Source organism: Streptomyces sp. O3 (genome assembly GCF_054788135.1).
Genome location: NZ_JBTVYK010000018.1, coordinates 21,390 through 46,642 on the forward strand (window position 1 = coordinate 21,390; position 25,253 = coordinate 46,642).

The 25,253-nt window shown below is 69.9% G+C and carries 24 protein-coding genes and 1 pseudogene; 11 read left to right on the forward strand and 14 right to left on the reverse strand.

The genetic code is table 11. The features are described 5' to 3' along the window. The first annotated feature begins 234 nt into the window (after positions 1–234). Positions 235–1,818: a Dyp-type peroxidase gene (locus tag ACX6XY_RS11515; RefSeq protein ID WP_460328926.1), complete on the forward strand. Its 1,584-nt coding sequence runs from the start codon at positions 235–237 to the stop codon at positions 1,816–1,818. A 66-nt stretch (positions 1,819–1,884) separates the two neighbouring features. Here the strand turns inward: ACX6XY_RS11515 and ACX6XY_RS11520 are convergent, their stop codons facing one another. Continuing rightward, positions 1,885–2,856: a GlxA family transcriptional regulator gene (locus ACX6XY_RS11520; RefSeq protein WP_460328928.1), complete on the reverse strand. Its 972-nt coding sequence runs from the start codon at positions 2,854–2,856 to the stop codon at positions 1,885–1,887. 99 nt (positions 2,857–2,955) lie between these two features. Here ACX6XY_RS11520 and ACX6XY_RS11525 point away from each other — a divergent pair, with 99 nt between their 5' ends. After that, positions 2,956–3,687 (forward strand): HD domain-containing protein, encoded by a 732-nt coding sequence (locus ACX6XY_RS11525; RefSeq protein ID WP_460328930.1) that lies wholly within the window; start codon positions 2,956–2,958, stop codon positions 3,685–3,687. Between the two features lie 20 nt (positions 3,688–3,707). On the opposite strand, the gene ACX6XY_RS11530 is transcribed toward ACX6XY_RS11525, so the two are convergent. From ACX6XY_RS11530 to ACX6XY_RS11540, 3 genes are all read right to left on the reverse strand, one after another. Continuing rightward, positions 3,708–4,544, reverse strand: a complete 837-nt coding sequence (locus tag ACX6XY_RS11530) for an ABC transporter permease (protein ID WP_460328932.1) — start codon at positions 4,542–4,544, stop codon at positions 3,708–3,710. Further along, positions 4,544–5,575, reverse strand: coding sequence for an ATP-binding cassette domain-containing protein (locus ACX6XY_RS11535; RefSeq protein ID WP_460328935.1), 1,032 nt, complete (start codon positions 5,573–5,575; stop codon positions 4,544–4,546). The genes ACX6XY_RS11530 and ACX6XY_RS11535 overlap by 1 nt, the downstream gene beginning before the upstream one ends. A 157-nt stretch (positions 5,576–5,732) precedes the next feature. Continuing rightward, on the reverse strand, positions 5,733–6,713 hold the full coding sequence (locus tag ACX6XY_RS11540) for an NAD(P)-dependent alcohol dehydrogenase (RefSeq protein WP_460328937.1): 981 nt from the start codon (positions 6,711–6,713) through the stop codon (positions 5,733–5,735). 90 nt (positions 6,714–6,803) lie between these two features. Between ACX6XY_RS11540 and ACX6XY_RS11545 the strand changes: the two genes are divergently transcribed. After that, positions 6,804–7,511: a TetR/AcrR family transcriptional regulator gene (locus ACX6XY_RS11545; protein WP_460328939.1), complete on the forward strand. Its 708-nt coding sequence runs from the start codon at positions 6,804–6,806 to the stop codon at positions 7,509–7,511. Between the two features lie 195 nt (positions 7,512–7,706). Then, a pseudogene (locus ACX6XY_RS11550) lies at positions 7,707–7,838 on the forward strand (DUF255 domain-containing protein); the annotation flags it as partial. Positions 7,839–7,892: 54 nt separating this feature from the next. Here ACX6XY_RS11550 and ACX6XY_RS11555 read toward each other — a convergent pair. Both ACX6XY_RS11555 and ACX6XY_RS11560 read right to left on the reverse strand, forming a co-directional pair. Next, positions 7,893–8,300 (reverse strand): type II toxin-antitoxin system VapC family toxin, encoded by a 408-nt coding sequence (locus ACX6XY_RS11555; RefSeq protein WP_460328941.1) that lies wholly within the window; start codon positions 8,298–8,300, stop codon positions 7,893–7,895. Then, positions 8,297–8,569, reverse strand: coding sequence for a hypothetical protein (locus ACX6XY_RS11560; protein ID WP_460328943.1), 273 nt, complete (start codon positions 8,567–8,569; stop codon positions 8,297–8,299). The genes ACX6XY_RS11555 and ACX6XY_RS11560 overlap by 4 nt, the downstream gene beginning before the upstream one ends. Before the next feature lie 179 nt (positions 8,570–8,748). On the opposite strand from ACX6XY_RS11560, the gene ACX6XY_RS11565 reads away from it, so the two are divergent. Further along, a complete protein-coding gene (locus ACX6XY_RS11565) occupies positions 8,749–9,135 on the forward strand; it encodes a hypothetical protein (protein ID WP_460328944.1) in 387 nt (128 codons plus the stop codon). A 101-nt stretch (positions 9,136–9,236) separates the two neighbouring features. Here the strand turns inward: ACX6XY_RS11565 and ACX6XY_RS11570 are convergent, their stop codons facing one another. The 6 genes from ACX6XY_RS11570 to ACX6XY_RS11595 form a co-directional block, all read right to left on the reverse strand. Further along, complete coding sequence (locus tag ACX6XY_RS11570) at positions 9,237–9,908, reverse strand: type I-E CRISPR-associated protein Cas6/Cse3/CasE (RefSeq protein WP_460328947.1); 672 nt, start codon at positions 9,906–9,908, stop codon at positions 9,237–9,239. Positions 9,909–9,982: 74 nt separating this feature from the next. Beyond that, the gene (gene cas5e, locus ACX6XY_RS11575) at positions 9,983–10,882 is read right to left on the reverse strand and encodes a type I-E CRISPR-associated protein Cas5/CasD (protein ID WP_460328949.1); all 900 of its coding nucleotides are present in this window, start codon (positions 10,880–10,882) and stop codon (positions 9,983–9,985) included. Continuing rightward, positions 10,879–12,324, reverse strand: a complete 1,446-nt coding sequence (locus ACX6XY_RS11580) for a type I-E CRISPR-associated protein Cas7/Cse4/CasC (RefSeq protein ID WP_460328952.1) — start codon at positions 12,322–12,324, stop codon at positions 10,879–10,881. The genes cas5e and ACX6XY_RS11580 overlap by 4 nt, the downstream gene beginning before the upstream one ends. Before the next feature lies 1 nt (position 12,325). Further along, positions 12,326–12,880, reverse strand: coding sequence for a type I-E CRISPR-associated protein Cse2/CasB (gene casB / locus ACX6XY_RS11585; RefSeq protein ID WP_460328954.1), 555 nt, complete (start codon positions 12,878–12,880; stop codon positions 12,326–12,328). After that, complete coding sequence (casA, locus tag ACX6XY_RS11590; RefSeq protein ID WP_460328955.1) at positions 12,873–14,504, reverse strand: type I-E CRISPR-associated protein Cse1/CasA; 1,632 nt, start codon at positions 14,502–14,504, stop codon at positions 12,873–12,875. Before casA ends, casB begins: the two co-directional genes overlap by 8 nt. Positions 14,505–15,003: 499 nt before the next feature. Beyond that, positions 15,004–15,180 carry a hypothetical protein gene (locus ACX6XY_RS11595; protein ID WP_460328957.1) on the reverse strand — a complete coding sequence of 59 codons (177 nt, stop codon included), beginning with the start codon at positions 15,178–15,180 and terminating at the stop codon, positions 15,004–15,006. Between the two features lie 222 nt (positions 15,181–15,402). On the opposite strand from ACX6XY_RS11595, the gene ACX6XY_RS11600 reads away from it, so the two are divergent. Beyond that, positions 15,403–19,386 carry a helix-turn-helix domain-containing protein gene (locus tag ACX6XY_RS11600; RefSeq protein WP_460328960.1) on the forward strand — a complete coding sequence of 1,328 codons (3,984 nt, stop codon included), beginning with the start codon at positions 15,403–15,405 and terminating at the stop codon, positions 19,384–19,386. 99 nt (positions 19,387–19,485) lie between these two features. Beyond that, positions 19,486–20,049, forward strand: coding sequence for a DAK2 domain-containing protein (locus ACX6XY_RS11605; RefSeq protein WP_460328962.1), 564 nt, complete (start codon positions 19,486–19,488; stop codon positions 20,047–20,049). Between the two features lie 36 nt (positions 20,050–20,085). Here the strand turns inward: ACX6XY_RS11605 and ACX6XY_RS11610 are convergent, their stop codons facing one another. Then, the gene (locus ACX6XY_RS11610; protein WP_460328964.1) at positions 20,086–20,619 is read right to left on the reverse strand and encodes a CGNR zinc finger domain-containing protein; all 534 of its coding nucleotides are present in this window, start codon (positions 20,617–20,619) and stop codon (positions 20,086–20,088) included. Between the two features lie 335 nt (positions 20,620–20,954). Between ACX6XY_RS11610 and gap the strand changes: the two genes are divergently transcribed. After that, complete coding sequence (gap, locus tag ACX6XY_RS11615; RefSeq protein WP_460328966.1) at positions 20,955–21,965, forward strand: type I glyceraldehyde-3-phosphate dehydrogenase; 1,011 nt, start codon at positions 20,955–20,957, stop codon at positions 21,963–21,965. Between the two features lie 112 nt (positions 21,966–22,077). Here the strand turns inward: gap and ACX6XY_RS11620 are convergent, their stop codons facing one another. Further along, entirely contained in the window at positions 22,078–22,491 is a 414-nt protein-coding gene (locus ACX6XY_RS11620) for an IclR family transcriptional regulator domain-containing protein (RefSeq protein WP_460328968.1), read from the reverse strand. Between ACX6XY_RS11620 and ACX6XY_RS11625 the strand changes: the two genes are divergently transcribed. The 3 genes from ACX6XY_RS11625 (at position 22,486) to ACX6XY_RS11635 (ending at position 25,198) form a co-directional block, all read left to right on the forward strand. Beyond that, a complete protein-coding gene (locus tag ACX6XY_RS11625; protein WP_460329087.1) occupies positions 22,486–22,713 on the forward strand; it encodes a DAK2 domain-containing protein in 228 nt (75 codons plus the stop codon). The genes ACX6XY_RS11620 and ACX6XY_RS11625 overlap by 6 nt on opposite strands. Positions 22,714–22,748: 35 nt before the next feature. Continuing rightward, positions 22,749–22,886 (forward strand): hypothetical protein, encoded by a 138-nt coding sequence (locus tag ACX6XY_RS11630; RefSeq protein WP_460328971.1) that lies wholly within the window; start codon positions 22,749–22,751, stop codon positions 22,884–22,886. A 245-nt stretch (positions 22,887–23,131) separates the two neighbouring features. Then, the gene (locus ACX6XY_RS11635; RefSeq protein ID WP_460328973.1) at positions 23,132–25,198 is read left to right on the forward strand and encodes a thioredoxin domain-containing protein; all 2,067 of its coding nucleotides are present in this window, start codon (positions 23,132–23,134) and stop codon (positions 25,196–25,198) included. Positions 25,199–25,253: the final 55 nt, after the last annotated feature.

Consider the following 25,253-nt stretch of genomic DNA (forward strand, 5'->3'; position numbering starts at 1 on the left):
TCGGCGAGTCGCGAGGGGGAGCGGAATTGTTTTTTCTACCCGTTTCCGTCGGTGTTCTATCTGTTTTCCGTGTGCGCCCGGCGTGCACTCCGGCGCGTGAACGCCATGGCGGAGAGCCGGGCGGGTGACGCGTTCTCGCAGTCGGGTGAATCGAACGTGTGAAGCCTTGATCGCTCGATCGGGTGGCCAAGGATGACGGGCGTCCCCCCACACCGCCCAGCCACAGGAGGCCGAGTGACCACCCAACTCGCCCCGATCGACTTCGGCAAGGAAACCGGAGTCGGACCGGAGGACTACCAGCACGGGGAGTTCACTCCCGAAGAGGAAAACCTCATGCGGGAGTTGCAGGGAAACATCCTCAAGAGCCATGGACGCGACCACAGCCGCCACCTCTTCATCCGGTTCACCCAGGGCAAGGCGAAGGGAGGCAGGCGCTGGCTGGAGGCGATGAGCGGCAAGGTGACTTCGGCCAAGGCCCAGTGGGAGCAGTCCGCCAAGCGCGCCGGCATCTTCGCCGCCGCGCGGCAGGAGCCGGACCCCGACGCGTATCTGGGCATCGAGCTCGGCGCGAACCCCAGCCCGCCCTTCATCGGTCTGATGCTCACCTACGAGGGCTACCGGGCCCTCGGATACGAGACGCCGTCAGCCGAGGACTCCTTCAAGGCGGGGATGAGAAGCGAGACGATCCGCAAGAAGCTCGGCGACCCGCCCCCGTCGGAGTGGGAGGAGGGGTTCCGCGAAGCCCTGCACGCGCTGGTGATCGTCGCGGACGACAGCCCCCAGGTCGCCGAGGCCATGGCCAAGAAGATCCGCGAAGACGTGCAGGCGGGCACCGACCCGTTCGGAACGGTCTCGCACGAGGAGATCGGAAAGGTGCTCCGCCTGCGCCCCGACGGCCCGGTGCGCGAGCACTTCGGCTTCGCCGACGGCGTCAGCGAACCGCTTTTCCTCACCAAGGACATCAAGAAGGCCGGGAAGCGGGAGGGGACCACCAGGTGGGACCCGGCGGCGCCGCTTCATCTCATCCTGGCCGCGGACCCGGTCGCCCGGACGGAAGGGCCGTTCGATCTCACGCACGACGCGCACGACGCGCACGACGGGATGACCGGCTACGGCACGTACGTCGTCTACCGCAAGCTGGAGCAGGACCTGGACCGCTTCAACGAGCAACGCCTCTTGCTGGCACAGGAGATCGCCAAGGCGGACGGCCGCACGCACACGCACGAGGGCGACCTCGAACTCGCCGGTGCGTATATGGTCGGCCGCTTCCGCAACGGCATGCCGGTCGGCGAACCGGCCACGGAGCACGGAGTCGACGACCCCATCGTCAACGACTTCGACTACCTGCACGACAAGAAGGGCGCGTTGTGCCCGTTCCAGGCGCACACCCGTAAGACCAACCCGCGCGGCGACACCGTGTGGCGGTTCCGCGCGGATCTGAAGAAGGAGCGGCTCCGCCGGATCACGCGCCGCGCCATCAGCTACGAGCAGCCGACCGTCAGGGGCGGGAAGGAGGTGGGGCTGCTGTTCCTGTGCGCCCAGCGGAGTATCCGCGACCAGTTCGAGTTCATGCAGGAAAGCTGGTGCAACGACGTCGACTTCGTCGTCGGCAAGAACAAGGGCGAACCCAAGACGGGCCAGGATCCGGTCGTCGGCCAGGGCCGTCCCACCCCCGAGCCCCGCTGGCCCAGGACGTATGGCGCGCCCGGCGCCACGTTCCCGAAGGGCATCGAGGAGTCGGTGACCCTGCGCGGCGGCGAGTACTTCTTCGTACCGAGCATCCCGTTCCTCACGAACGCGGAGCAGCTGGTTCGTTGAGGGCGCGGAGGGAGGAGGTGGTCTGTCCGTACGGCCCGCCCGTAAGGCCCGTCCCACACGGACACGTCACCGCTGGCCGGTCCGGCCGCCTTGGAACGCGGTGCGGTACGCGTGCGGTGACGTGCCCGCCATGCGGGCGAAGTGGTGGCGCAGTGTCGCCGTGGAGCCGAAGCCGCTCGCGGCGGCGACGCGCTCGACCGGGAGGCCGGTCGTCTCCAGGAGTTGCTGGGCTCGGTGGACGCGGGCGCGCAGCAGCCACTGTCGCGGCGTGGTGCCGGTCTGCGCGCGGAAGTGCCGGTTGAGGCTGCGTACGCTCATCGCCGCGTGGCCCGCGATGTCCCGCAGGGTGAGCGGGCGGTGCAGGTTGCCCGCCATCCAGTGCAGGGTCGGGCCGAGCGTGGCGGTCTCGGCCGCCGCGGGTTGCGGGTGTTCGATGAACTGGGCCTGCCCGCCGTCGCGTCGCAGCGGCATCACGGTGCGGCGGGCGGTGGCGGCCGCACGGTCCGCGCCCAGGTCGCGGTGGACCAGGTGCAGGCACAGGTCCAGCGCGGCGGCGACCCCGGCCGAGGTGATCAGGTCGCCGTCGTCGACGAACAGGACGTCGCCGTCCACGGCTACGCGCGGGTGGCGTCGGGCGAGTTCGTCCGCGTACCGCCAGTGGGTGGCGGCCCGGCGCCCGTCGAGGAGTCCGGCGGCGGCCAGGGTGAACGCGCCGACGCACACCGAGGCCATACGGGCGCCGCGGGCCGCCGCGTCGCGCAGGGCCGTCAGCACGGGATCGGGCGGAGGATCGAGGAAACCCTCGTGGGCGGGGACGACGACGGTGTCTGCCGCCACCAGGGCGTCCAGCCCGTACGGGGCCTGGATCTGGAACGCCCCGTGCTCCGGCGAGGTGGTGACGGTCCGGTGGGGAGCGCACACCCGCGGCCGGTAGTGCCGGGCGGCGGCGACCTCGTTGGCGGTGCCGAAGACCTGGCCGGGCACGGACAGCTCGAAGGGCAGGACGCCGTCGAGAGCGAGAACGGCGACGACGGGCATGGCTAGAACTTAGCGCAGCATGGCATTTTGGCCACTGTCGGGGGCGGAGAGGGCTGCCGCAGGATCGGGGCGACCCCGATCTCTGCCGAGGAGCCCACCGTGGAACCCCTTTCCCTCCCCGACCCGTGCGCGGACTTCGACCCGTGCGCGGACTTCGACCTGCCGCGCACCGAACTGACCTCGCGTGCCCTGGAGTTCGTCGCGGACGCCGAGCCCGGCTTCCTGTACCGGCACAGCGTGCGCAGCTATCTGTTCGCCCGCGCCCTGGCCGAGGCGCGGGGGCTGCGGCCCGGCGCCGACTACGACGACGAGGTGGTGTTCCTCGGCTGCGTCCTGCACGACCTGGGGCTGTCCGAGCGGGGTAACGGAGACCAGCGGTTCGAGGTGGACGGGGCCGACCTGGCCGCCCGGTTCCTGCGGGAACACGGGGGCGAGGAGGACCGGGTCGCGTTGGTGTGGGACGCCGTCGCGCTGCACACATCGGACGGGATCGCCCACCGCAAGGGCCCGGAGGTCGCGCTGACCCAGGCGGGCGCGGCCGTCGACGTACTGGGGCGCGGCGGCGAACAGCTGCCGCCCGGCTTCGCGGACCGCGTCCACGCCGCCTTCCCTCGGGGCGACCTGGCCTACGCGATCACCGACGCGATCGTCGCGCAGGCCCTGCGAAACCCGGCCAAGGCCAGCCCGCTGAGCTTCCCCGGCCAGGTGCTGCGCCGCCAGCTGCCCGAAGGCGCGCTGCCCGACTGGCACGACCTGATCGCCCGGTCCGTCTGGGGGGACCGGCCGACGGAGAAGACCGTCCTCGGTGACGGCGGCGAGTCAGGACACTGACCGGGGCCGGGCGGGGTGCTTCACCGTTCGCGGCGGTAGAGCCGCATCGTCACGGGGCCGAACACGGCGACGAGTCCGGCGCAGGTCATCAGCACCCAGCCGATCTCGGTGGTGACCGGCTCGCCGTGCATCAGGCCGCGCACGGCGGTGACCAGGTGCGTGATCGGGTTGACGCTGACGAACGCCTCAAGCCAGCCGGGCAGGGTCGCGGGGTCGACGAAGACGTTGCTGACGAAGCTCAGCGGGAACGTCACGAGGATGCCGAGGAACATCACTGACTCGGGGGTGCGGGCCAGCAGCCCGAGGCTCGTCCAGACCCACGACAGGCTCCAGGCGAACAGCAGCACCAGGGCGACCCCGGCCAGCAGGCCGGGCAGGCCCGCGTCGGGGCGGAAGCCCAGCAGCGCCCCGACGCTGACGATCATCGTGGCCGCGATCGCGTAGCGGCCCAGGTCGGCCAGCAGCGCCCCGACCAGGGCGGCGGGCTGCCAGACGGGCAGCGACCTGAACCGGTCGAACACCCCCTTGGCGATATCGGTGTTGAGTGCGATCGCCGTCGACTGTGTGGTCATGGTGACCGTCATGACCAGGATGCCGGGCAGGACCGTCTGCAGGTACTGGCCGGTGGAACCAGCCAGCGCACCGCCGAACAGGTAGGTGAACATGACCAGCATCAGCAGGGGGAACACGGTCACGTCGAAGAGCTGGTCCGGGAGGCGCCTGATCCGCAGGACCGCTCGCCAGCCGAAGGCGAGGGTCGCCGCCGATGCGCTGGCGCGGCCGGGGCGGGTGCGTGCCGAGAGCGCCGGGCGGAGCGGCTCGACGTCGGTGGCCGACGGGGCCGGGGCGGCGCTCATCAGCTGATCTCCTCTAGGGCTGTGGCTGCGGCTGTGACGGCGGCTGCGGCTGGGGCTGGGGGTGTGACGGCGGTTGCGGTTGTGGCTGTGGCTGTGGCGTTGTGGCCGGTCAGGGCCAGGAAGACCTCGTCGAGGCTGATCTGGCCGACGGTGAAGTCACTGACCTCGATGCCGACGCGGGCGAGTTCGCTCAGTGCCGCTCCCGCTCTCCCCGGATCGTCCAGACGGGCTGACAGAGCCGCCGGGTCCTCCTCGCGGTGGACTGCCACGGCGAGCGTTTCGGCCAGGATCCGTACCGCGTGTTCTCGCCGGGCCGGGTGTCGCAGCCGGACGCGCACCACCCCGGCGCCGACGGATCCCCTGAGTTCGGCGGGCGTGCCCTCGGCGATGATCCGGCCCTGGTCGATGACTGCCAGCCGGTCAGCCAGCCGGTCGGCCTCCTCCAGGTACTGAGTGGTGAGCAGGACCGTGGTGCCGCCGGAGGCCAGCGCCCGCACGACGTCCCACACCTGTGTGCGGCTTCGCGGGTCGAGTCCGGTGGTCGGCTCGTCGAGGAAGAGCAGGGCGGGCGTCACCACGATGCTCGCGGCGATGTCCAGCCGACGGCGCATGCCGCCCGAGTAGCTTCCGACCCGCCGGTTCGCGGCCGCTTCGAGGCCGAAGGCGGCCAGGAGTTCGCGGGCGCGCTTGGCGGCGGCGGGGCGCCGGTAGCCGAGCAGTCGGCCCATCAGCACGAGGTTGTCCAGCGCGGTGAGGTCGTCGTCGATCGAGGCGTACTGGCCGGTGAGGCTGATGAGGGCGCGTACCGCGTCGGCTTCGGCGACGATGTCGTGGCCGAAGACGCGCGCCTGCCCGCCGGAAGGCCGGGTCAGGGTCGCGAGCATGCGGATGGTGGTGGTCTTGCCCGCCCCGTTGGGGCCGAGGAAGCCGTAGACGCTGCCTTCCGGGACGGTCAGGTCGACGCCGTCGACGGCGACGGTGTCGCCGAACCGCTTGCGCAGCCCTTCGGTATGGATCGCGTACGGGGTCATGTCTGCTCTCCAGGTCGCGAGGTCGCGAGGTCGTGAGGTCGAGGTCGTGAGCCGGGCGGTCGGCGGCAGATATCCCTCGCATGTATTTACGCTGTAAACTTAAGGGCGTGATGGGCCCCTGCCGACGGGGTCCTGCCGACGAGTCGCGCGGTCCGGGTCAGGGCCCGACGGTCACCACGGTCTTGCCGCGCGCGTGCCCTTCGCCCTGCCCGGCGAGAGCCGTCGCGGTCTGCGCGAACCCGTAGGCGCGCTCGATGACGGGCCGTACCTCGTCGGCCTCGATCAGCTTCGCGAGCGCGGTGAGGTCGTCGGAGTTCGGCTTCGCCACGAACGACTTCACCCTCCGGCCGGAGCGCGCGGGCGAGAGCGCGGCCAGCAGGAGGTAGGGCAGGGGGCCCAGGAACTCGCCGCCCGGCATGCCGGTGGCGACGACGCAGACCCCGCCGCGGCGCAGCACCCTCCGGTAGGCCGAGAGGGGATGGCTCCCGACGAGGTCGAGAACGGCGTCGTAGGACGCTTCGCCCCGTGTGAAGTCCTCGGCGGCGTAGTCGACGGTCTCGTCCGCGCCGAGCGAGCGCACGAGGTCTTGGCCGCTGGCGCCGCAGACGCCGGTCACGTGCGCGCCGAGCGACTTCGCGATCTGGACCGCGAACGTGCCCACGCCCCCTGAGGCGCCGTTGACCAGGACCCGGTGGCCGGGTCGGACGCCGGCGGCGTCCCGCAGTCCCTGCAGGGCGGTGACTCCCGCGAGCGGGACGGCCGCGGCCTCCGGGAAGCCGAGGCTGGCGGGCTTGGGCGCCAGGGCGTCCTCGGCCGCCACGGCGTACTCGGCATAGGCGCCGGCGGGCAGCTCGCCGAACACCGCGTCACCCGGACGCCACCGGGTGACCTCGGGGCCGACCGCCTCCACGGTCCCCGCCACGTCCTTGCCCCGCACTCGGCTTCTCGGCCGCGTCAGGCCGAACCCGAGCCGGAGGACGTAAGGGCGGCCGACCAGCGGTATCCAGTCCGCCGGGTTCACCGACGAGGCGTGGACGCGCACCAGGACTTCGCGGCCGCCCGGCTCCGGCCGGCCGACGTCCCGGAGCTCCAGCACGTCGCGGGGATCGCCGTAGCCGCGCTGCACGATCGCTTTCATGGCACCTCGCCTGGGTGTTTACGGCGTAAATATTTACGCCGTACGTTACGCTGCGGGTCACCGACCGTCAAGAGGAGATGAGAGCCGCCCGTGCCGACGCAGAACCCCCCCTCCCCAAGCTCTCCGGGAAGCCCTGGGCAGGGGAGGCCGCCCCGCTCAGGACGCCGCGCACCGCTGAACCGAGAGCGCGTCCTCGGCGCCGGTATCGCCCTGGCCGACTCCGAAGGCATCGGCGCGCTGACGATGCGCCGACTCGGGCGGGAACTCGGCGTGGAGGGCATGGCGCTGTACAACCACGTCGACAACAAGGAAGACCTGCTCGACGGCATGCTCGACCTCGTCGCCGCGGAGATCGAGCTGCCCGCCGTCGGCGCGGACTGGCAGGACCACGCGCGGCAGCGCGCGGTCTCAGCGCACGCCGCGCTCATGCGCCACCCCTGGTCGGCGCCGCTGTGGACGTCCAGTGTCAGCCTGGGGCCGTCGCGGATGCGCTATCTGGACAGCGCCCTGCGCAACCTGCGCGAGGCGGACTTCCCGCCGGACCTGCTCGACCGGGCCTTCCACACGGTCGAGAACCACATCGTCGGGCACGCACTGCAGTCACTCGGCTTCCCCCTCGACCACGGCCAGATGCAGCAGACGGGCGAGAGCTTCCTGCGGTCCTTCCCCGCCGAGCGCTACCCCGACCTGGCCGGGCACATCCGCCATCACCTCACGCACCGGGACGACGGGGGCGAGTTCGCCTTCGGACTCGACCTGATCCTCGACGGCCTCGAACGGAGGCGCACCCCCTCCTGAACCGATGCGGTCACGCGGATCACTCCGCGAGCCGGATGACTCCGCGAGCGGATGGCTCGCATCGAGTAGCCCTTTTCCGTGCTGTCGGTGCCCGCGCCTGAGACGTAGGTGAAGGTCAGGGTGCAATTCGGCCGCGTGAGGCGGGCGCGTGAGGGTTTCGCCGGTCGGGCGAGGCGCTGTGAGAGGCTGGATCGCATGAACCGGCTGGCTGGTGTGACCTAGCCTTATCTGCTGCAGCATGCTGACAATCCGGTGGACTGGTGGCCCTGGACGCCGGAGGCTTAGGAAGCGCGACGGCGCGATGTGCCCGCACTGCTGTCGGTGGGTTAGGCCGCGTGCTACTGGTGCCGGTGAACTCACTGACCCAGTGGTCGACAGTGCTTACACGTCTCTGATGATCACGCGCTTCCCGCAGAGCTTCGACCAGTCGTCACGGTCGGAAGTCAGAACGATCACGGGGGCCGGTACACGGAGCGCGAGCGCGGCGACGAGGGCGTCGATCGCGTACTTGTGTCCGTGCAGTCCGCCTGCGTCCTGAAGCAGCTTCACTGCGGTCAGGGAGTCCTCTTGGTTGACCGGTTCCACTCGCAGTCGGGAGAGCACCCACTTCAAGCGCGCCAGATCGGTCTTCCCGTGTGCGGCTTCGACGATGGTCAGCGCGGACACGAGAACGGGAACTCCGGCCTGTCGGGACGCCTCGATGCGAGCCACCATGCCGCGGTCGTTGCGCAGCAGCAGAGAGAGCGCCTCGGAGTCGAGCACCAGCGAGTGGGCCGGCTGCTCCTTCATGCGGCGCCCCGCTCGACGACTTCGGCGTTCACGTCTCCGAACAGCTCGCGACGAGCCGCTTCGATCTCCTGCTCCGTGAGCGCGCCGTGCTCCTCCTCGTGCGACGTCACGATCTCGGCGAGTCCGTCCATGGCGAGCTGGTGCCTGACGGCTTCGGTGATGTAGCTGGACAGCCCGCGGCGGCCGGTTCGGGAGCGGAGCTCGCTGACCAGCTCGGCGGGCATGGACACGGAGATGTTCTCGGTGGTTCCCGCACGGGTTGACTTCATGTTCAAAGTATAGGACAAGCTCTATTACACTGCGATGGTCGTTCATGCGGTGCGGTTGCGGTGAGCCGGGCGATGACCCGCGTTTCATGATCGATAATCGCGGGCTAGGCCCGACGAATCGCACTTCGATATTCAGTTACGACAGGTTCGGGGGCGACGTGGGTGCTATACGGGCCTGGATGGTGCGCGCCGCACTTGTCGAAGATGCTGCCGTGTTGAAGGTCCGGTCCATACGTACCGACGAGCCGATGGTGGACTGCCTGGCGGATGTAGCCGACCACGGTTGCGTATTCGTGCTGAACCCCGACGGCAGCCTCTCCGGGATCGTGACCGGTCACGACCTGGCTCACAGATTCGAGCAGGAACTGCGCCCGTACGCCCTCATCCAAGAGTTGGAACTGCGCCTGCGTCGAGCGCTCAAGAAGGCTCTGATGCAGGTGAAGGAGACTCGAAAGATCCGTAACGAGACCATGCACTTCCACACGAGTGACGATGACCGCATCAGTGCGGTCGAGGAGATCCAGGTCGCTCTGCAGATGCTCAAAACTGTTCAGCCGCAAGCCTGAGCGTACGGCAGGTCCGGTGCTGCCGCACCCTGGCCCGCTGTTCCGGGACGCCGATCCGTCCGACCGAGCGGCCGTCCGGCTCGTGCCGTTCTCGTAATGGTTCAGCGTACGAGAATCAGCCCGCAGCTGTACGCGCGCGCGTGGCCGATGCCCTGAGCGAGGGCTGAGACGAAGGTCTTGGGGTCGGTGACCGTGAGGGCGCCTTTGATTTCCGCACGGGCGATGCGCAGGCCCTTCTGCGGTGCTGGGCTCGAGGCGTTCGGGAGCATGCGTACGGCGATCCGCTCGGTATCGGCGTCCGCTCCGATGCGGGTGACGCCGTCCGGGGCGATCGCGGGTTCTCCGGGCGGTTGGAGGCGCCGTACGAACCATCCCTTTACGTGTTCGGGGCGCGTGTGGGGGACGCGGATGCCCCGGGTCCTCGGCGGAGAGCCCTGTGGAGGCGGAACGCTGTGGACGGGATTGACGACCGTGCGGAAGGTGACCCTGTCGCCGAAGCGGAAGGTCCGATCGACGGTGAGGGGTTCCGGCCTCTCGGCCAGGGCCGCACGGGGAATGCCGCTCCAGTCGGCGGGGAGCGACGACTGGACCACCAGGTTGAGCCGCGCCTGCCGGAGGTCGACGGTCCAGGTCGACAGGATGCCCATCTGGGCACGGGGATCCGGGCTGCCGTCGTCCACCCAGCCGAGGAAGCCGCTCATGACGGTTCGGTGCATGTCCTGTGCGTTGATGAGCGATTTGCTGACGAAAGGATGCCGGGCGTCCAGAGCCAACAGAGTCTGCGCGGCGACGAACCTGGCGGCCCGTCCCGCGCCCGACGAAGCATCCGACGTGGTGGTGTTCGTGTTCACAGGATGATGTCCCATCCACGAGCGTGTGCGGCGATGGTGATGCGGTGGCGGGTTTCCCAGCGGAGGCTGTGGGTCCCTCCGTCCGCCCTGAATTGCACGGGCTGGTCGGGCAGGGGGCCGACGGCGGGGAGCGGCCGTTTGCTCTCGATCCAGGCCCACGGGCGTATGCGCTGCGTGGTTGCCGACGGCTCGGCTTCGGGACCGACAGCATCGGGAAGCAGGGAGTGTGTCTCGAAGACCTCCTTGAGCGAGCCCGGAGCGATACCGACGGCGAGGTCACCCGACGGCGGACATGCTTTGCGGCCGAGCCAGAGCAGCCTCTTCGGGTGCTCCAGGGCGTGGGCCACACGCTCCAGGAGGTGTCTGTCCTGGTGCTCCAGTCCGACGAGGAAGGCGGCGTCGGTGAGATACCAGCGCTCTGTGATCAGGCTGTGGCGGCGGACCTCTCCGGAGACGAGCGCCCCTGACCTCGGGTCGGCGACGACGTACTTCGGCGAGCCGTACCAGGCATGGAGTTCGGCACGTCCGAACGGACCGGGCTCCAGGGCGTCGTCCTGCGGTGGCGTCGGCAACGAGTCCGTGGTCGCCTTGGCGGCTCGCTGGTGGTCGGTGATCAGGTCCCGCGGACGCAGCGGGTACTTTCCGCCGCCGACCGTGTGGTAATCGCGAAGCGGCGTGCCGGGCCGGTCGGCCCGCACCCCGAAGCGCACCTCGGCGAGTTCCCCGAGGGGTTCTTCCCGGGGCAGTCCGAGGGCCGCGGCGCACAGGCCGATCACGCCCGACTTCGTCGGACGGCTGTGTGTGTCGCGACGGGCGAACCTTCCTGCGATCCCCCAGGACTGCAGGGGGCCGGCCAACCGGATGAGGAGGACGTGCGAGTCGTTCGTGCCGCTCACGGGGTGAGGTCCTCGGCCCGCTCCACCACGGACAGCGGTTCCGGCAGTTCCAGCTCTCCCAGGAGCAGATCGATCTCGGGGTCGTACGTGAGCAACCGCGTGGTGCGCAGATCGCCGCGACGGCGGCTGACGAAGGTGTGGTGGCGCAGCAGTCTGCGTACGGCGGCGGGTCCCGCCGGTCCTTCCCCGCCGGTCGACAAGGGCCCCTCGTCGACCGGCCTCTGAAAGGCGGACGCGTAGTTGTAGGGACGTTCCCCTTCGAAGGCGAGGACGAGCGCCGGCAGTGATCCGGTGGACGCGGTGGAGTTCTTCTTCGCTTCCGGAAACGCCTCAACGAAGGAGTTCACGAACTCCTTCTCGGCCTCGGACGCCACCTGTTCGGCCTCGGCCTCGTCCATTCCGGCAACCCTCAGATTGGCGCGAAGCTGCGTACGGTCGAGGACTGCGTGTCGGTAGAAGGTGCCGGAGATCAGGGACTGGTACCCGGTCATACCCGCGCCCGCGTCGTCTGCGGCGTCGAGGAAATCGAGAGCATTGCGTTTGCGATCAAGCTTTGCGTCATCGGCGGCTGCATAGAAATCTTCGATCTGTTCTGCTTCGTGCACCGTGAAGGCATGTCCCGTCTGGACGGCGCCGTCGACATTGGGTGAGTCGGGGATCTCGGCGAGGAACCGACCGTAGAGAGCGATGTCCACGGCGTCCCGGGGTGCGAGGGCCAGCAGAACGGCATCGCGGGTGGCCTTGGGCAGCGGCGGCAGGGCGACGGCCCTGGCGGTTTCCGCCGGTGTCTCCTCCACATCCGGTTCTGCCGTGTCCTTGTTCCTCGCCCCGCGGCGGGTTTTCTCTGCCGTGTCCTTGTTCCTCGCCCCGCGGCGGGTTTTCTTCGTCGCCTCGATACGAGCCTGGGCTTCGAGATAGGCGTCGCGCCACTCCTCGATCTCCGCCGACCGGTCGACGATGTGGCGTGCGATCTTCGCTCCGGCGTCGGACGGCGCGAAGATGAGCACCTTGGTCAGACTGGCCACGGTCTTCTTCTTCGGATCGCCGAATTTGAGACCGCTGGCTTCCATCACCGCGCGGGCCGTGACCAGCGCCCTGTCCCGGTCCCAGCCGTGGGCGGACTCGAGTTCACGGCCGGCCAGAAGGGCCCACTCCCGGGTACGGACGCCCATGCTTCGTCCCTTGAGCTCCCCCAAACCGGCGTTGGCCCGGTTGCGGGCGTGGACCCGCTCGGCGCGCCTGCGGGCCTGGCTCGTGATCATGTGGCGTTCCACACCGCCGAAGACCAGGGACTTGGGCTGCCCGTTCTCGTCGCGTACCGGAAGGACGGCGGCCAGGGTCTCGATGAGGTGCAAGGAGAGGAACTGGCTCCGAGGTGGCTCGGTCACGAGGTGGTGTCCCTTCGAGTCGTCGATGGAATCGCTGGTGGAGGAGTCGCTCACGTCATGGGTTCGTTCCGCGCTTCCCGGCTGTTCCCGGAGGGGTGTGGAAGTGGACCGACCACTCGTAGGCGATGCGCGCCTTGCGGTCGTTCCACCGGATGAGGTCTTCGGTCAGGGTGGTCCAGGACGGTGGGGGCTGTTCGCAGGAACGGAGCCGAGTGATCGCGTGCTGGAGGTGCCGCCAGGGAACCCGTCGGCTCGCGACGACACGGTCCAGAAGCCTCTGGGCGCCGGGATTGTCCGGCCCGCGCCCGGTCCCGTCCCCGATCCTGCGGGCCGCGGCGCCGAGACTGCCGTGGCCGTAGGAGGGTGTGGGGCGCCCCTGGTGGTAGATCGCGAACAGGAAGGCCACCCGCTCGAAGAGGTCACGGTGGTCGTCGCCTCCGTACCAGCCCGCGCGGATGTGCGCGTTGGTACGAACCCGGGACCGGCGGAGTTCGGCGAGCGTCCCGTACTCGCGATTGCGGACGAGGGTGGTGAGCCAAGTGGTGAGTGCCGCGCTGTCGTGCGGGAAGTCGGGTGCCTCCGTACCGGCCGACGGATCCTGCTCAGTCAAGTGCTGTCTCCCCTCGGAGTTCGGCCGGGGCCCGGTCGCCGGAAACAGCCTCCTCGAAAAGCCGTACGGCCCGGGCCCGCGCTCGGTTGTAGCGGTCGCCGGGTGGCAGGGTGTCGAGGAGTTGGAGCAACCGGGTGCGAGCCGTGATCATCAACTTCAGTGCGTAGGCGACCAAGGGAGCGGACACCGGGTCGTCGTCCTCGAACCCCCGGTCGATCACCTCGTCAAGCAGTTCGAGGAAGGGGTCCTCGGCTGCGGGCCAGAAGCCGTAACGGGCGTCGAGACGTGCCACCTGACTGGCCTCGTCCGCGGCCCTCATGGCGGGGAACGCGGTCTCCGCAGCCACGATCGCCGCGTTCTTGAGGGTCTGCGCCAGGTATTCGGCGATGTCCGAGCCGCGGCGCGAAGCGCGGTAGAGGTGCGCGGCCATGCCCGGGGCATAGGGGTAGGCGCCGTGGGTCCAGATGACGGGGAGTGCCTTGTTGGCGAGGAGGCCGACAGCCCAGAGGTGGTACGGGGCACCCTGCTGCTCTTCCGGGTCCTGCCCCTCCGGCTCCGGTCGCCGGCACGGGAGAAGGGACCGCAGGCGCGCGTACATCCCTCCCCGGCCGTCGTTGACGGCGCCGTACAGGGCATGGGCCTGTTGCCAGAGGGCTCGGCTGGGCGAGGGCCACAGGGGCTTGGACACGCCGTTCGTCGTCGTGCTGTACACGGCGTCCTGAAGATGACGCGTCGGGTCGAGATCCAGTACCTCACCGGCGCCGATGAGAACCCGGTCGACCATGATCTGCCCGTGTGGGCCGTGTGCTGGACGCAGCAGCACGGAACGCCCCAGGGCGCTGTGCAGGTCCGCGGAGCTCCGCGGTGCCCGGGGCTTCCGTTTCTCTTCGAACCTGCGCTGCTCAAGGACGGATGTGGTCCAGGAGGTGTTGAGCGTCTGCCCCGGTCCGTCGGGCGGATAGAGGTTCAGGCGCAGCGTCTCGCCGAGCGTTCCCCCCAGGGCGACGACCCGGATCCTGCCTGTCAGACGGCCCGCAGCGAGATTGGTGACCCTGGCGCCGAGCTCGCCCCCGGACATGCGTGCCCGTCCGTAAGGGCCGTAGACGTGCTGTGTGAGGGTGGCGCGGAACGCGTCCGCTGCCGGGAGAGGGTTGTGGCGTTCGAGATGATGGTGGTCGAAGTGCTGGTTGTAGTCACCGGAGTGCTCGATGATCAACTGAGCGGTTCCGGTGCCGCTTTTGCGAAGATCCTTCGACAGGTCGGAATTCTGTGCCAGGGGATGAGTGGGATGAAACATGTCCCAGGCGTCCGCCGGTTGCTTCAACAGCCACTCAGCGGCCGGTGCGAGGGGCTTTTGGTCAAGGACCCAGGCATTCCAGTCCTCGTCGGAGGACGGACAGGTGCCGGAGGCGAAGCAGATGGCCAACAAATACTCGATGACGGCGACTGTCTCGCCCGGCGAGGCGCAGTCGAGGGCGGCCAGCTCGTCGGCCCGGTTGAATACCGCGCTCAGGGAGTGGTGCGCGGTCGCCCCGTCGAGGTCGACGGCGGGGATGCACGGCTGCAAGCGAGGATCCCAGCTGGCGCGCTGTCCGGCAGGAACCGGTGGTCGGGCCTCGGGCAAGTCCGTGCCACCTCCTTCTGTTCAATAGCCGGAAAACCAACACGTGGCGGCTTGGACGAGGGCTGTGCCCCTGGATGGAGCCGCACTCCGGGCCGGTCCGTGGGGACCAGAAGTGCGGGACGTCCCCGCCCACGCGGGGAAAGCCCATTCCAGGGCTCTGCAGGCTCCCGACGGGCCACCCCCGCGACGAGCGGGAAACGCTTCGCCGGCCTTGACGGTCCTCGCTGGTTCAAACACTCGACCGCCTTGGCCATGACCGCGCTCGGCGGTCGCGGAGCTGCAGGCAACGCCACGGCTTGAGCGGGGACAGCACACAGGATTCTCTCGGGTAATTCCCGCTCCTGACAAACGATTTCAGGCCATCCATGATGGTGAAGCAGTGCTTCACTGAAGTGCACTTCAGGCACCCGAGTTCCCGCTCAAAGCCATGCGCTCGTTTCACGTGATCAGGGCGCGTCACGAGCGCCGGTGTGCGCGGCATCGGATGCCTTCCCTGCCCTCAGCGCGGTCGCCGACGCACCAGGATGCTGAGCGTCGTCCGCGCGTCCTTGCGGCGATCCTGTGTGGAGGCGAGGACGGAGACGAGGGTCACGGCGAGCAGGGCGATCACATAGAGTAGACCGGCTGCTCCGCTCAAGAGCAGCGTGTAAGGCAGGAGTTCGGGGAGGTGCGACATAGTACGTCCTTCTGTCGGGAGCCGGTTACGGCTGCTGGCGTGAGGCTCCAGACTGACGGCGGCGGGCTTGTGCCGGGAAGTTGCGCCGACCATCGCACCACGGTTTCCGCAGGTCGAACGCCTGAAGTCGTACGGCGGCGCCGCGTTTTCCGCGCAGCGATCACGGACGGGAGCGGGCCGGTGAAGGGTTCAGCCAGACGCGCGAGGAACGAGCTGCGCAGAATGCTGCAGGAGGTGTGGCCCCCTGAGCGGCTCACCTATGGCGGCGTGGCCGAGGAGTTGGGCGTCTCTCGCTCGACGCTGCAAAGCTGGATCGAGGGGAAGACGGTCCCCTCGCCGGATCGACTGCGTGACTTCTTGGCCGTAGTGGCCAGGTCGCGGAGCGGGCACATCACTCCGACGTACTCGGACGCAGAGTGGGAAGCCGCCGTGCGGGCGGCGAAGGAGGAGGCAAGGAGCGCGCAGCGCGGGCAGATCTCCGTGAACCGGCGGCGGGCGGACCCCTGCCCTCGCTTCATCGGGCTGCATGGTTCGGCCCCTGACGTTTCCGCGGCCGAGGTCCGCATGCGGGCGAACGAACGAACGGAGATGAAGGCGTTTGCCCAGGACTCCCGTCCCGAGGCACCGTCCTACCTGTGCTGGCACGCCGACGGCCCCGTGGGCAAGACGACGCTGCTCGCCGGTTACGTCCGTCAGAAGCCCCCGATCGGTAGCGACATCCTGACCTTCTTCGTCTCCGCGGCCCACGGCACGGACACACGAGCCGAGTTCGAGAACGAGATCGCCGGCCAGATCGACCGTCTTCTCGGCAGGTCCAGGAGACCGGTGCCCAAGGACACCCAGGCGTGGAACGTCCGCTTCGCCAAGGCCGCCAAGAAGAGCGCGAGCCATGGACGGAACCTCCTGCTCGTGGTCGACGGACTCGACGACGACGTGGCCTGGTCGGGCGACTTGGCCGGGCCGGGTCGGGCAGACAAGAGCGGGGCTCCGAAGTCCGGGGCCCGCTCCGGTGGTGAACCCGAAGGCCTGGACCGAGCCGTACGGGGATCCGCGCGCGAGAGCATCGCCGCGCTTCTGCCCTCCCGCCCACCGCCCAACATGCGCGTCATCGTCTCTCTCCGCCGCTGCGCCCCCGTTCCCTGCGACGTTCCCGAGCAGTGGCATCCACTGCGTCAGAGCCGTCATCTGCGAACGCTCCTGCCCATTGCCGGGATACCGAGGCTCCGACGGCCACCACCCGACGCCATGGCGCTGGGCGAGCAGGTCGCGGGGCTGCTGGCCGTGGCGGACGGCGGCCTGCGGATCACGGACCTGGCGGAGCTGACCGGGCTCTCCGCGGACCACCTCGACCACCTGGTACAGGGCCCGACGGGGCGCGCCCTCGTGACCGAGGATCCGGTGCTCGGGACGTACGCCTTGGCGGACTCCCGTCTCGTACGCGCGGTGCGCGAGGACGTGGGAGGGGCAGCGGTCCTGCGGTACACCGAGGAACTGCTGCTCTGGTCGCGGAGGTGGCGCGCGGCCGGCTGGCCGGACGACACTCCTCCGTACCCCTTGGCACATCAGCTCCGCCTGCTGACCGGTACCGCCGAACGCGCCTCGTTTGTCATCGACTTGCTCCGCCTCCGTCGACTCGCCCGCGCGGCCGGGCCGGACATCCCGCTCGCCCAGCTGGACGCCTTCGAGAAGGAGATCGGTGCGGCGGTGGATATCACGTCCGCCGACCGTCTGGCGGCACTCACCTCCCTCTACGGTGCGCGGTCCCTACTGCGCCGGACGCACGACACGTACGTGCCCGACGGAGCCCCGGCTCTTCACGTCCGGCTCGGGGACGCGGAGCGCGCACGCGGCCTAGCGCGCTCCGCGCCCACGGCCGTCGACAGGGCCGTACACCTGGCGGACACAGCGGTGGAACTGGCGTACGCGGGGCAGCCCTCCGTGGGACGGACCCACCCGAATGTCGACGCTCTCGTGCGGGAGGCGGCGGAGTGGCTGGCCCGGGACCGTGCGCATCAGGGCTTTCCCGGTCCCTTCCGAGAACCAGAGCCGTATGTACGACTCCTCTGCGCCGCCGGGACGCTCGCCCGGCTGAACGGTCCCGACGCCGCCCGGCCCGTATTCCGCGCGGTGCTCCAGGACCCGGCGGCCGGGACGGCGGCGATCACCGAGGCGGCAGGGAAACTGGACGCCGTCATGACGCTGCACTCCCGGGCGGAGACGCTCAGCGCGGGAGACCTGCGCGCCCGGACCGCGGCAGTGGAACTCTACGGAGCGTTGGCGCAGGTGGCGCCCGACCTTGGCCCGTACGCCGGTGATCGCGTCGAGGCCGTCTGCGAGGAACTCGGCGACACGGAAGGACTGGGAGCGGTCGACGTCCTGGCCACCGCGGCGTCGGTGCTCGTCGCTCTGCCCGCGAAGCGACACCGCCGAGCGGCCGAGCAGCTGCGCAGGGCCCGAGCCCGGACGCATCGGGCGATCGAGGCGATGAGGGACTCCGATTTCCCGTCCGATTCCCCGTCCGATGCCTTGTCCGAAGCCGATCGCGCCCACCTGCGTCGCGAGCTCGCCGGGACACTGGAGCGCCTGGCCGAGGCCACAGTGGCCATGAAAGCGATAGGCGACCCAGACGGCGTCAGACGCCAGATAGAGGCAGTACCGGAAGACCAGCGCGTTGGGATCCTCGGAGACCCCCTGCTGGAACGGGCGCAATCGATCCTTGACGCAGATGGGAACGAGAGGGCTCGACGGGCCCGCGAGGCAGCGCAGGAGGCCGTCGAGAAGAGCGAGACGGAGCGCAAGGCGAAGCGCAGGAAAGCTGACGCCGAGCGGGCGGCGCTGAACGCAGCGCGGATGACCCGCGGCGCACAAGCCACCCGGGCACCACAGCCCACACAAACAGAACCCGAGGACACGCGGGCCTCCACCCCGTCCCGCCGCCCCGACCCGCACCGGCGATCGACCGGCCTGCTGCGCCCCGGCGACGGCCCGTACCCCGACCGTCCGGAACAGCCTCTCCTCCCCCTGCTTCTGGAAGTGGACGACGAGGTGGCTGCGGGACGTCTCCTCCGCGGCCGGGAACTTCTGGAGGCGGCCCTGCGGAGCCGACCTGCGGCACAGCCCGCGAGCACCCCGTATCTCCCTGAAGGCTGGACTGCGGAACTCTGCCAGGCCATGGGCGTGGCAGGCGCATCGGACGAAGTCGAAGCGCTCGTGCGGCGCCTACCCGGCACACATGCCCGCGCGTGGCACCTGGCGGCCCTCTCCCTCGGCTGTTCCCTCGCCGGACACGACGACCCGGGCACCCGTCACGCCCGGGCGGCGGCCCGGCTGCTGCCCACCGGAGCCACCCCTGGTCTGACCAACGTCGTGGCCCAAGCCCTCGCTCACGCCGGGGACGAGGATGCGGCCACGGCGATGGTGACGGGAGACACCGCACAACGGCTGCAGGCACTGACGGCCGTCGCCGCCGGTCTCGTACGACACTGCCCGGAGGCGGCGGCACGCGTCGCCGAGCCGTTGGTGGAGGTCCTCGCACGGCGGATGGAGACGGGCAGCCCGCGCGTCCCTCTCCCCGCGCTGGCGGCGCTGCTCCTTGCCTTCCCCGATGTCCGGAACCCTGCCCCCCGGCTGAGCGACACGCTCGGCCGGGCTGCGCTGCGCGTGGCCGCCCCTTCCATGGCGACGCCGGAACGGTCGATGGCCGTCCTAGCCCTGCTGGAACGGCTCCGCTGCCTTCCGGAGGAAGCCGTGAACGCCGCCGAGAGCTCGGTCGGCAGATGGCGGCGCGCCCGTCAGCCGGGATCACAGCCAGCTACGGAACTGGCGCTCCTGGCAGCGGTGAACGGCGACACCGCTTCCGTGTGGCGGCACGCCGACGCGGCGCGGACGCCGGACGACCGGGCGATGGCGCTCGGTACTGCTGCCGCGCACCTGGCGGGCGCCCGGGTGGCGCCGGCAGCGGACAGCGGCGCCCACGACCGGGTGATCCGGACCTGCCTGGCACTCGCCCGAGCCGTCGACCAGGACAGGCCCCCCGCCGAGGAGACGGCCTGGGACATCGCGCTGGGGCTCTTGCAATCCGACGCGTGGACTCGCACGATCCCGCTGCTCCCCTCACTCGCTCCTGGGGCGTTGGGGCACCTGACTGCCATGGCGAGGGTAATGACCCTCCTACGGACGGATTCTGATGTAGGCCCGTCGACTTGAGGGGACGGAGTCGGGGCCTGATCGTCTCGGGATGCCCGCTCCGACGGGGCCTGTGCGGGCATCCCCGGACGGATCGGGCGCTGCGAGAATCCTGGGTGCATGAGTCGCTCAGTGCGACCTCGCCTTGCCCTTCTGCCTGCCGACGACCGTGTCGACACATGGCTCCCGCGGAGCTTCGAGGGCGACGTACCGGACGCCGCAGGTGACGTGCTGAGCGAGGCGGGAGTGCTGCTCTTGGCTCGGGTGGGTGGCGCTTCGGGGGTGCTGTATGGCAGCGCCTTCCAGGCGATCGGACGTGAGCTGCCGACCGCCGAGGTCGATCCCCATCGGTTCGCGGACGCTCTTGACGCCGGGCTCGCCGTCATCGTCGAGCTGGGAGCCGCTGCCACTGGGGACAAGACCATGGTGGATGCCTTCGCGCCCGCCCTGGCGGCGTTCCGAGGCTCCTGCGACGACGCGGAGTGTCTGCGCCGCACCACATCCGTCGCGGCAACGGCGGCACAGGTCGGTGCCGAGTCCACGATTCCGTTGCTGGCGCGCAAGGGGAGGGCGTCGTATCTCGGTCATCGCAGCATCGGATATATGGACCTCGGAGCCGCTTCCACCGAACTGCTTTTCCGTTCCCTGGCCTGTGTGACCTCGTCTGTTCCCATGTACGCGTGACCTGCTTAGCCTGCCGGGGCGTCGGTGGCGACGGGGTCAGGCGTGGCGGGAGCGGTACAGGGCCGCCTTGGCGCGGTTGCCGCAACGGGTCATGTCGCACCAACGGCGAGAGCCGCGGTGAGAGCGGTCGACGTAGAGCCGCGTGCAGTGCGGTGCTGCGCACTCCTTCACCAGCTCGGGCGTCTCGGCTAGCAGTTGGACAGCGTCGCGGGCCACTGTCGACAGGACGGCGTCGACCGTGCCCTGGTGCTTCACCGTGCCGTCGGGCCGGAGTTCGGCGCGTACCGGGTTGGGTACGGCGGCGCGGTTGACCGCGGCGCAGTCCTCAAGGGGGTACGGCGAGCGGTCGGCCGAGGCGAGCATGAGGCGGTAGACCGCCTCGCGCAGGCGTACCGCCGCGGCCAGGTCTGCCTGGGTCGCTGTCGCGGGGTCGTCGAGGAGCCCGGAGGCGGAGGTCCACTCGGAAAGATCGGCGGATGAGGTGAGCAGATCCAGCGGGGCATCCCGTCGGCTCTGCACCGTACCGACGAAGTCAAGGGCCACGCTGCCGCTGACGAATGCGAAGTTCATCCCCCAAGAGTAACCGCATTGACTGGTTCGTCGAGATGTCTGTAGTGTTCTAGTAACCTACTGATCTGGTTACTTTCTCAGTGAGAGGTCACCTCTGCGATGCAAGGCGCTGCCCCAGAACTCGCCACGGTCGAGCCGTCGGCCGGGAAGCGGCAAGCCGTCATCGCCGTGATGAGCAGATCGCCCTGGCCCTGGAGGAGTCGAAGATTTCCGACTGGGGCGCGTTCGGCGGCTCTCTGGCCTGGATCGCCCTGCTCGCGGCACGCAAGTAGTCAGGGCCGTCCCCCGGTATACCGCCCGCGACGCCATCGAACGACATAGAGAAGAGAAACGACATGAGCATCAAGATCGCCATCAACGGATTCGGCCGCATCGGGCGCGGTTTCGTGCGTGCGGCACTCACCCACGAGACCGATCTTGAAGTGGTGGCGGTGAACGACCTCACGGACGCGGCGACCCTCGCGCACCTGCTGTCGTACGACAGCACCATGGGCCGCCTGAACGCTGAGGTCGAGGCCGACGGTGACTCCCTCGTGATCGATGGCCGGAAGATCGCGGTGTACGCGGAGCGTGAACCGAGCAAGCTGCCGTGGGGTGAGCTCGGTGTCGACGTGGTGGTGGAGTCCACCGGCATCTTCACCGACGGCAAGAAGGCCTCCGCTCACCTCGAGGCGGGGGCGCGGAAGGTTCTCATCTCGGCGCCGGCGTCGAACGAGGACATCACGCTCGCCTACGGCATCAACCACACCGCCTACGACCCGGCGACCCACCACATCGTCTCGAACGCGTCGTGCACGACGAACTGTCTGGCGCCCCTTGCCAAGGTGCTGCACGCCGGACTGGGTGTGGAACACGGGCTCATGACCACAGTGCACGCGTACACGCAGGACCAGAACCTGCAGGACGGTCCGCACAAGGACCCCAGGCGTGCGCGCTCGGCCGCGGTCAACGTTGTGCCCACGTCGACCGGTGCCGCCAAGGCCATCGGCCTCGTCGTGCCCGAGCTGAACGGCAAGCTCGCGGGCCTGTCGCTGCGTGTTCCGGTACCGGTCGGGTCGATGACCGACCTGTCGGTGTACCTGTCTCGGCCGACCACCGTCGAGGAGATCAACGGGCTCTTCGCCGAGGCGGCGGCCGGCCCGCTCGCCGGTGTCCTGCGCTACACGGACGCCCCGCTCGTGTCGTCCGACATCGTCGGTGACCCGGCGTCCTGCATCTTCGACTCGAAGCTGACCACGGTCACCGGCGACGGCCGTCACGTGAAGGTCTTCGGCTGGTACGACAACGAGTCCGGCTTCTCCCACCGCCTGGTCGATGTCGTACGACTGCTGGGATCCCACGCCTGATCCACGGTGACGGCCGCAGGGGCGCGGGGCCACCTGTTCTCCTGCCCCGAGCGGCCCACGCGCTCGGGGCAGCGCGGTTCTCACCGTGTGCGGCAGGGCGTACCGGCGGGATTCAGCCCGATGTCCGCCAAGCGACGCCCCGCCCGGCCCCAAGCTCACGCGAGAGTAGAGTCGCCACCTCGCGCACGGCGACGGCATGCTGCTGGCTTTCTTCGGTGAGGAGCCGTTCGACGGGGCCGACGACGCCGATGGCACCTGCCACCTGTCCGTTCCGCTCGAACACGGATGAGGCGATGCCGGCTTCGCCGAGCGCGCTCTCCTGGTCCTCCCGCGCGTAGCCGAGCCGCCTGATCTCCTCCAACTGGCCTGCTAGGACGGCGGGATCCACCACACTCTGTCCGGTCAGCGTGGCCAGTTCACCCTTGAGCAGAGCCTCCCGCTCCGGCTGCGGCAGAAAGGCGACCATGGCCTTGCCGAGTGCACAGGTGTTCCAGGGGATAGCGGCGCCGAGCTCCAGGATCTGCACCCGGCGCAGGCATGGGAGCACGCCCTCGCTGGCGGGATGTCCGACAAAGACGCACTGGGGCAAGCGGTCGAGGCTGCACGCGCGGGAGCCGCTTCCACCACCGAACTGCTCCCGCGCCGAGGCCGCTCCAGCTACCTGGGAGAACGCGCGATGGGATACCCCGATCCAGGGGCCGTCGCTGTAACGGTCTGGATGACCGCCCTGGCCGACACGGCGGGCTAGGCGTCCGGTGCCGAGACCATAGCCAACGGCGGGCGATGAGCGAGACCACCACCGAGCAGGAGGCCGTGGCGGAGCTGGTCGTCGAGCTGGCCGCGGAAGCGGTGAGTGAGCGGCACGTTGAGTTGCTCGCCGTCCGTCGTTGGAGCGGCCGGCGTTGCGGTACTGGTGTGTGAGGACGATGCTGTCGCGGGCGTCCGCCCCACCCCTGGCTGTTTCGACGATGTGGTCGGTCGCACAGTGCCTTGTGCGGGTCGTAGCGGTCCACCGAGCCGAGCACCGGCACGGGTCCGGGCAGTGCAGTGGAGGCCCTGTTGCCGGGACCGGAAGCGGCGTGCCCAGCGTGGTGTAGCTGGCCGGTCATCGGCAGGGCTTGTGTGGCCTCACCGCCGAGGCCAAGCCTTGTGAGAGGCTGGCTCGCATGAACCGGCTGGCTGGTGTGACCTCGCCCTATCTCCTTCAGCACGCTGACAATCCGGTCGACTGGTGGCCCTGGACGCCGGAGGCGTTCGAGGAAGCGCGGCGGCGCGATGTGCCCGTACTGCTGTCGGTGGGTTACGCCGCGTGCCACTGGTGTCACGTCATGGCGCGGGAGTCCTTCGAGGACGAGGGCACCGCCGCGGTCATGAACGAGCACTTCGTGTCCGTCAAGGTGGACCGCGAGGAGCGGCCCGATGTGGACGCGGTGTATATGGAGGCCGTGCAGGCCGCCACGGGGCAGGGGGGCTGGCCCATGACCGTGTTCATGACGCCGGACGGGGAGCCGTTCTACTTCGGTACGTACTTTCCGCCCGAGGCGCGGCACGGGATGCCGTCCTTCCGGCAGGTGCTCGAAGGCGTGCACAGTGCGTGGACGACTCGGCGTGACGAGGTGGGCGAGGTCGCGGGGAAGATCACGCGGGACCTGGCCGGGCGGAGCATCGACCAGGGCGGGGGCGGGCTTCCCGGTGAGGCGGAGCTCGCGCAGGCGCTGCTGGCGGTCAGCAGGGAGTACGACCCGCAGAGCGGGTGGCTCGGGGGCGGAGACACCCGGTTCCCGCCGAGCATGGTGATCGAGTTCCTGCTGCGGCACCACGCCCGGACGGAGTCCGAAGGGGCGCTGGAGATGGCCGAGGGGATCTGCGCGGCCCTGGCCCGCTCCAGCCTCTTCGACCAGCTCGGCGGGGGCTTCCACCGGTATGTGCTGCGCCAGCGGCCCGGCGGGGTCCTGGTGCCGCACTTCGAGAAGATGCTGTACGACAACGCGCTGCTGTGCCGGGCCTACGCGCATCTGTGGCGGGCCACCGGAAGCGAGCTGGCCAAGCGGGTCGCCCTGGAGACCGCCGACTTCATGGTGCGGGAGCTGCGCACCAACGAAGGGGGCTTCGCGTCCGCGCTGGACGCGGACAGCGATGACGGGCTCGGCGGACACGCCGAGGGGGCCTACTACGTCTGGACGGCCGCGCAGCTGCGGGAAGCGCTGGGGGACGCGGACGCCGCGTTCGCCGCTGACCGCTTCGGGGTGACCGAGGAGGGCACCTTCGAGGAGGGGACCTCGGTGCTGCGGCTCCTGGCCGACGAGCAGGCGGTGAACGAGCAGGCGGCCGACGAGGGAGCGGTGGACGGCGCCCGGCTCGACGGCGTACGGGCCAGGCTGCTCGCCGCACGCGCCGAGCGGCCGCGCCCCGAGCGGGACGACAAGGTGGTCGCCGCCTGGAACGGTCTGGCCGTCGCGGCACTCGCCGAGGTGGGCGCGTACTTCGAGCGGCCCGATCTCGTGGACGCCGCGCTGACCGCGGGCGACCTGCTCGTACGGCTGCACATGGGCCCGGACGCGCGCCTGGTCCGTACGTCCAAGGACGGCCGCCGCGGGGCCACCGCCGGGGTGCTGGAGGACTACGCGGACGTCGCCGACGGGTTCCTGGCGCTGGCGTCGGTCACCGGCGAGGGCGTCTGGCTGGAGTTCGCCGGGTTCCTGCTGGACATCGTGCTCGACCAGTTCACGGGCGAGAGCGGGGAGTTGTACGACACCGCGCGCGACGCCGAACAGCTGATCCGCCGCCCCCAGGACCCGACCGACAACGCCACCCCGTCCGGCTGGTGCGCGGCCGCCGGAGCTCTCCTCGGCTACGCCGCCCACACCGGGGCCGAGCCGCACCGCACCGCCGCCGAGCGGGCGTTGGGCATCGTGGCGACGCTCGGACCGCGCGCCCCGCGCTTCCTCGGCCACGGTCTGGCGGTGGCCGAGGCGCTGCTCGACGGCCCCCGCGAGATCGCCGTCGTGGGCCACGCAGACGACCCGGCCACCCGCGCCCTGCACCGCGCCGCGCTGCTGGCCACAGCGCCCGGCGCGGTGGTGGCGCTCGGCGAACCCGGCGGCGGAGAGCTGCCGTTGACGCGGGACCGGCCGCTGGTCGACGGCCGCAGCGCCGCCTACGTGTGCCGGAACTTCACCTGCGACGCACCCGTGACGGACGTGGCGGACCTCAGGACGCGGACCTCAAGGTGAGGGAGCGGCAGATCGCAAGGTGAGGGTGGGTCAGGCATAGCCGCGGCACGACAGC

Bases quoted from the DNA above. Each gene is read 5' to 3' on its own strand.
- ACX6XY_RS11520 (WP_460328928.1), bottom strand. From the start codon at position 2,856: ATGCCCGTCGTCGCCGTTCTCGCTCTCGACGGCGTCCTGCCCTTCGAG.
- ACX6XY_RS11530 (WP_460328932.1), bottom strand. From the start codon at position 4,544: ATGAGCGCCGCCCCGGCCCCGTCGGCCACCGACGTCGAGCCGCTCCGC.
- ACX6XY_RS11535 (WP_460328935.1), bottom strand. From the start codon at position 5,575: ATGACCCCGTACGCGATCCATACCGAAGGGCTGCGCAAGCGGTTCGGC.
- ACX6XY_RS11540 (WP_460328937.1), bottom strand. From the start codon at position 6,713: ATGAAAGCGATCGTGCAGCGCGGCTACGGCGATCCCCGCGACGTGCTG.
- ACX6XY_RS11555 (WP_460328941.1), bottom strand. From the start codon at position 8,300: ATGAAGGAGCAGCCGGCCCACTCGCTGGTGCTCGACTCCGAGGCGCTC.
- ACX6XY_RS11560 (WP_460328943.1), bottom strand. From the start codon at position 8,569: ATGAAGTCAACCCGTGCGGGAACCACCGAGAACATCTCCGTGTCCATG.
- ACX6XY_RS11565 (WP_460328944.1), top strand. From the start codon at position 8,749: ATGGTGCGCGCCGCACTTGTCGAAGATGCTGCCGTGTTGAAGGTCCGG.
- ACX6XY_RS11595 (WP_460328957.1), bottom strand. From the start codon at position 15,180: ATGTCGCACCTCCCCGAACTCCTGCCTTACACGCTGCTCTTGAGCGGA.
- ACX6XY_RS11600 (WP_460328960.1), top strand. From the start codon at position 15,403: ATGCTGCAGGAGGTGTGGCCCCCTGAGCGGCTCACCTATGGCGGCGTG.
- ACX6XY_RS11605 (WP_460328962.1), top strand. From the start codon at position 19,486: ATGAGTCGCTCAGTGCGACCTCGCCTTGCCCTTCTGCCTGCCGACGAC.
- ACX6XY_RS11610 (WP_460328964.1), bottom strand. From the start codon at position 20,619: ATGAACTTCGCATTCGTCAGCGGCAGCGTGGCCCTTGACTTCGTCGGT.
- gap (WP_460328966.1), top strand. From the start codon at position 20,955: ATGAGCATCAAGATCGCCATCAACGGATTCGGCCGCATCGGGCGCGGT.
- ACX6XY_RS11630 (WP_460328971.1), top strand. From the start codon at position 22,749: ATGAGCGAGACCACCACCGAGCAGGAGGCCGTGGCGGAGCTGGTCGTC.
- ACX6XY_RS11635 (WP_460328973.1), top strand. From the start codon at position 23,132: ATGAACCGGCTGGCTGGTGTGACCTCGCCCTATCTCCTTCAGCACGCT.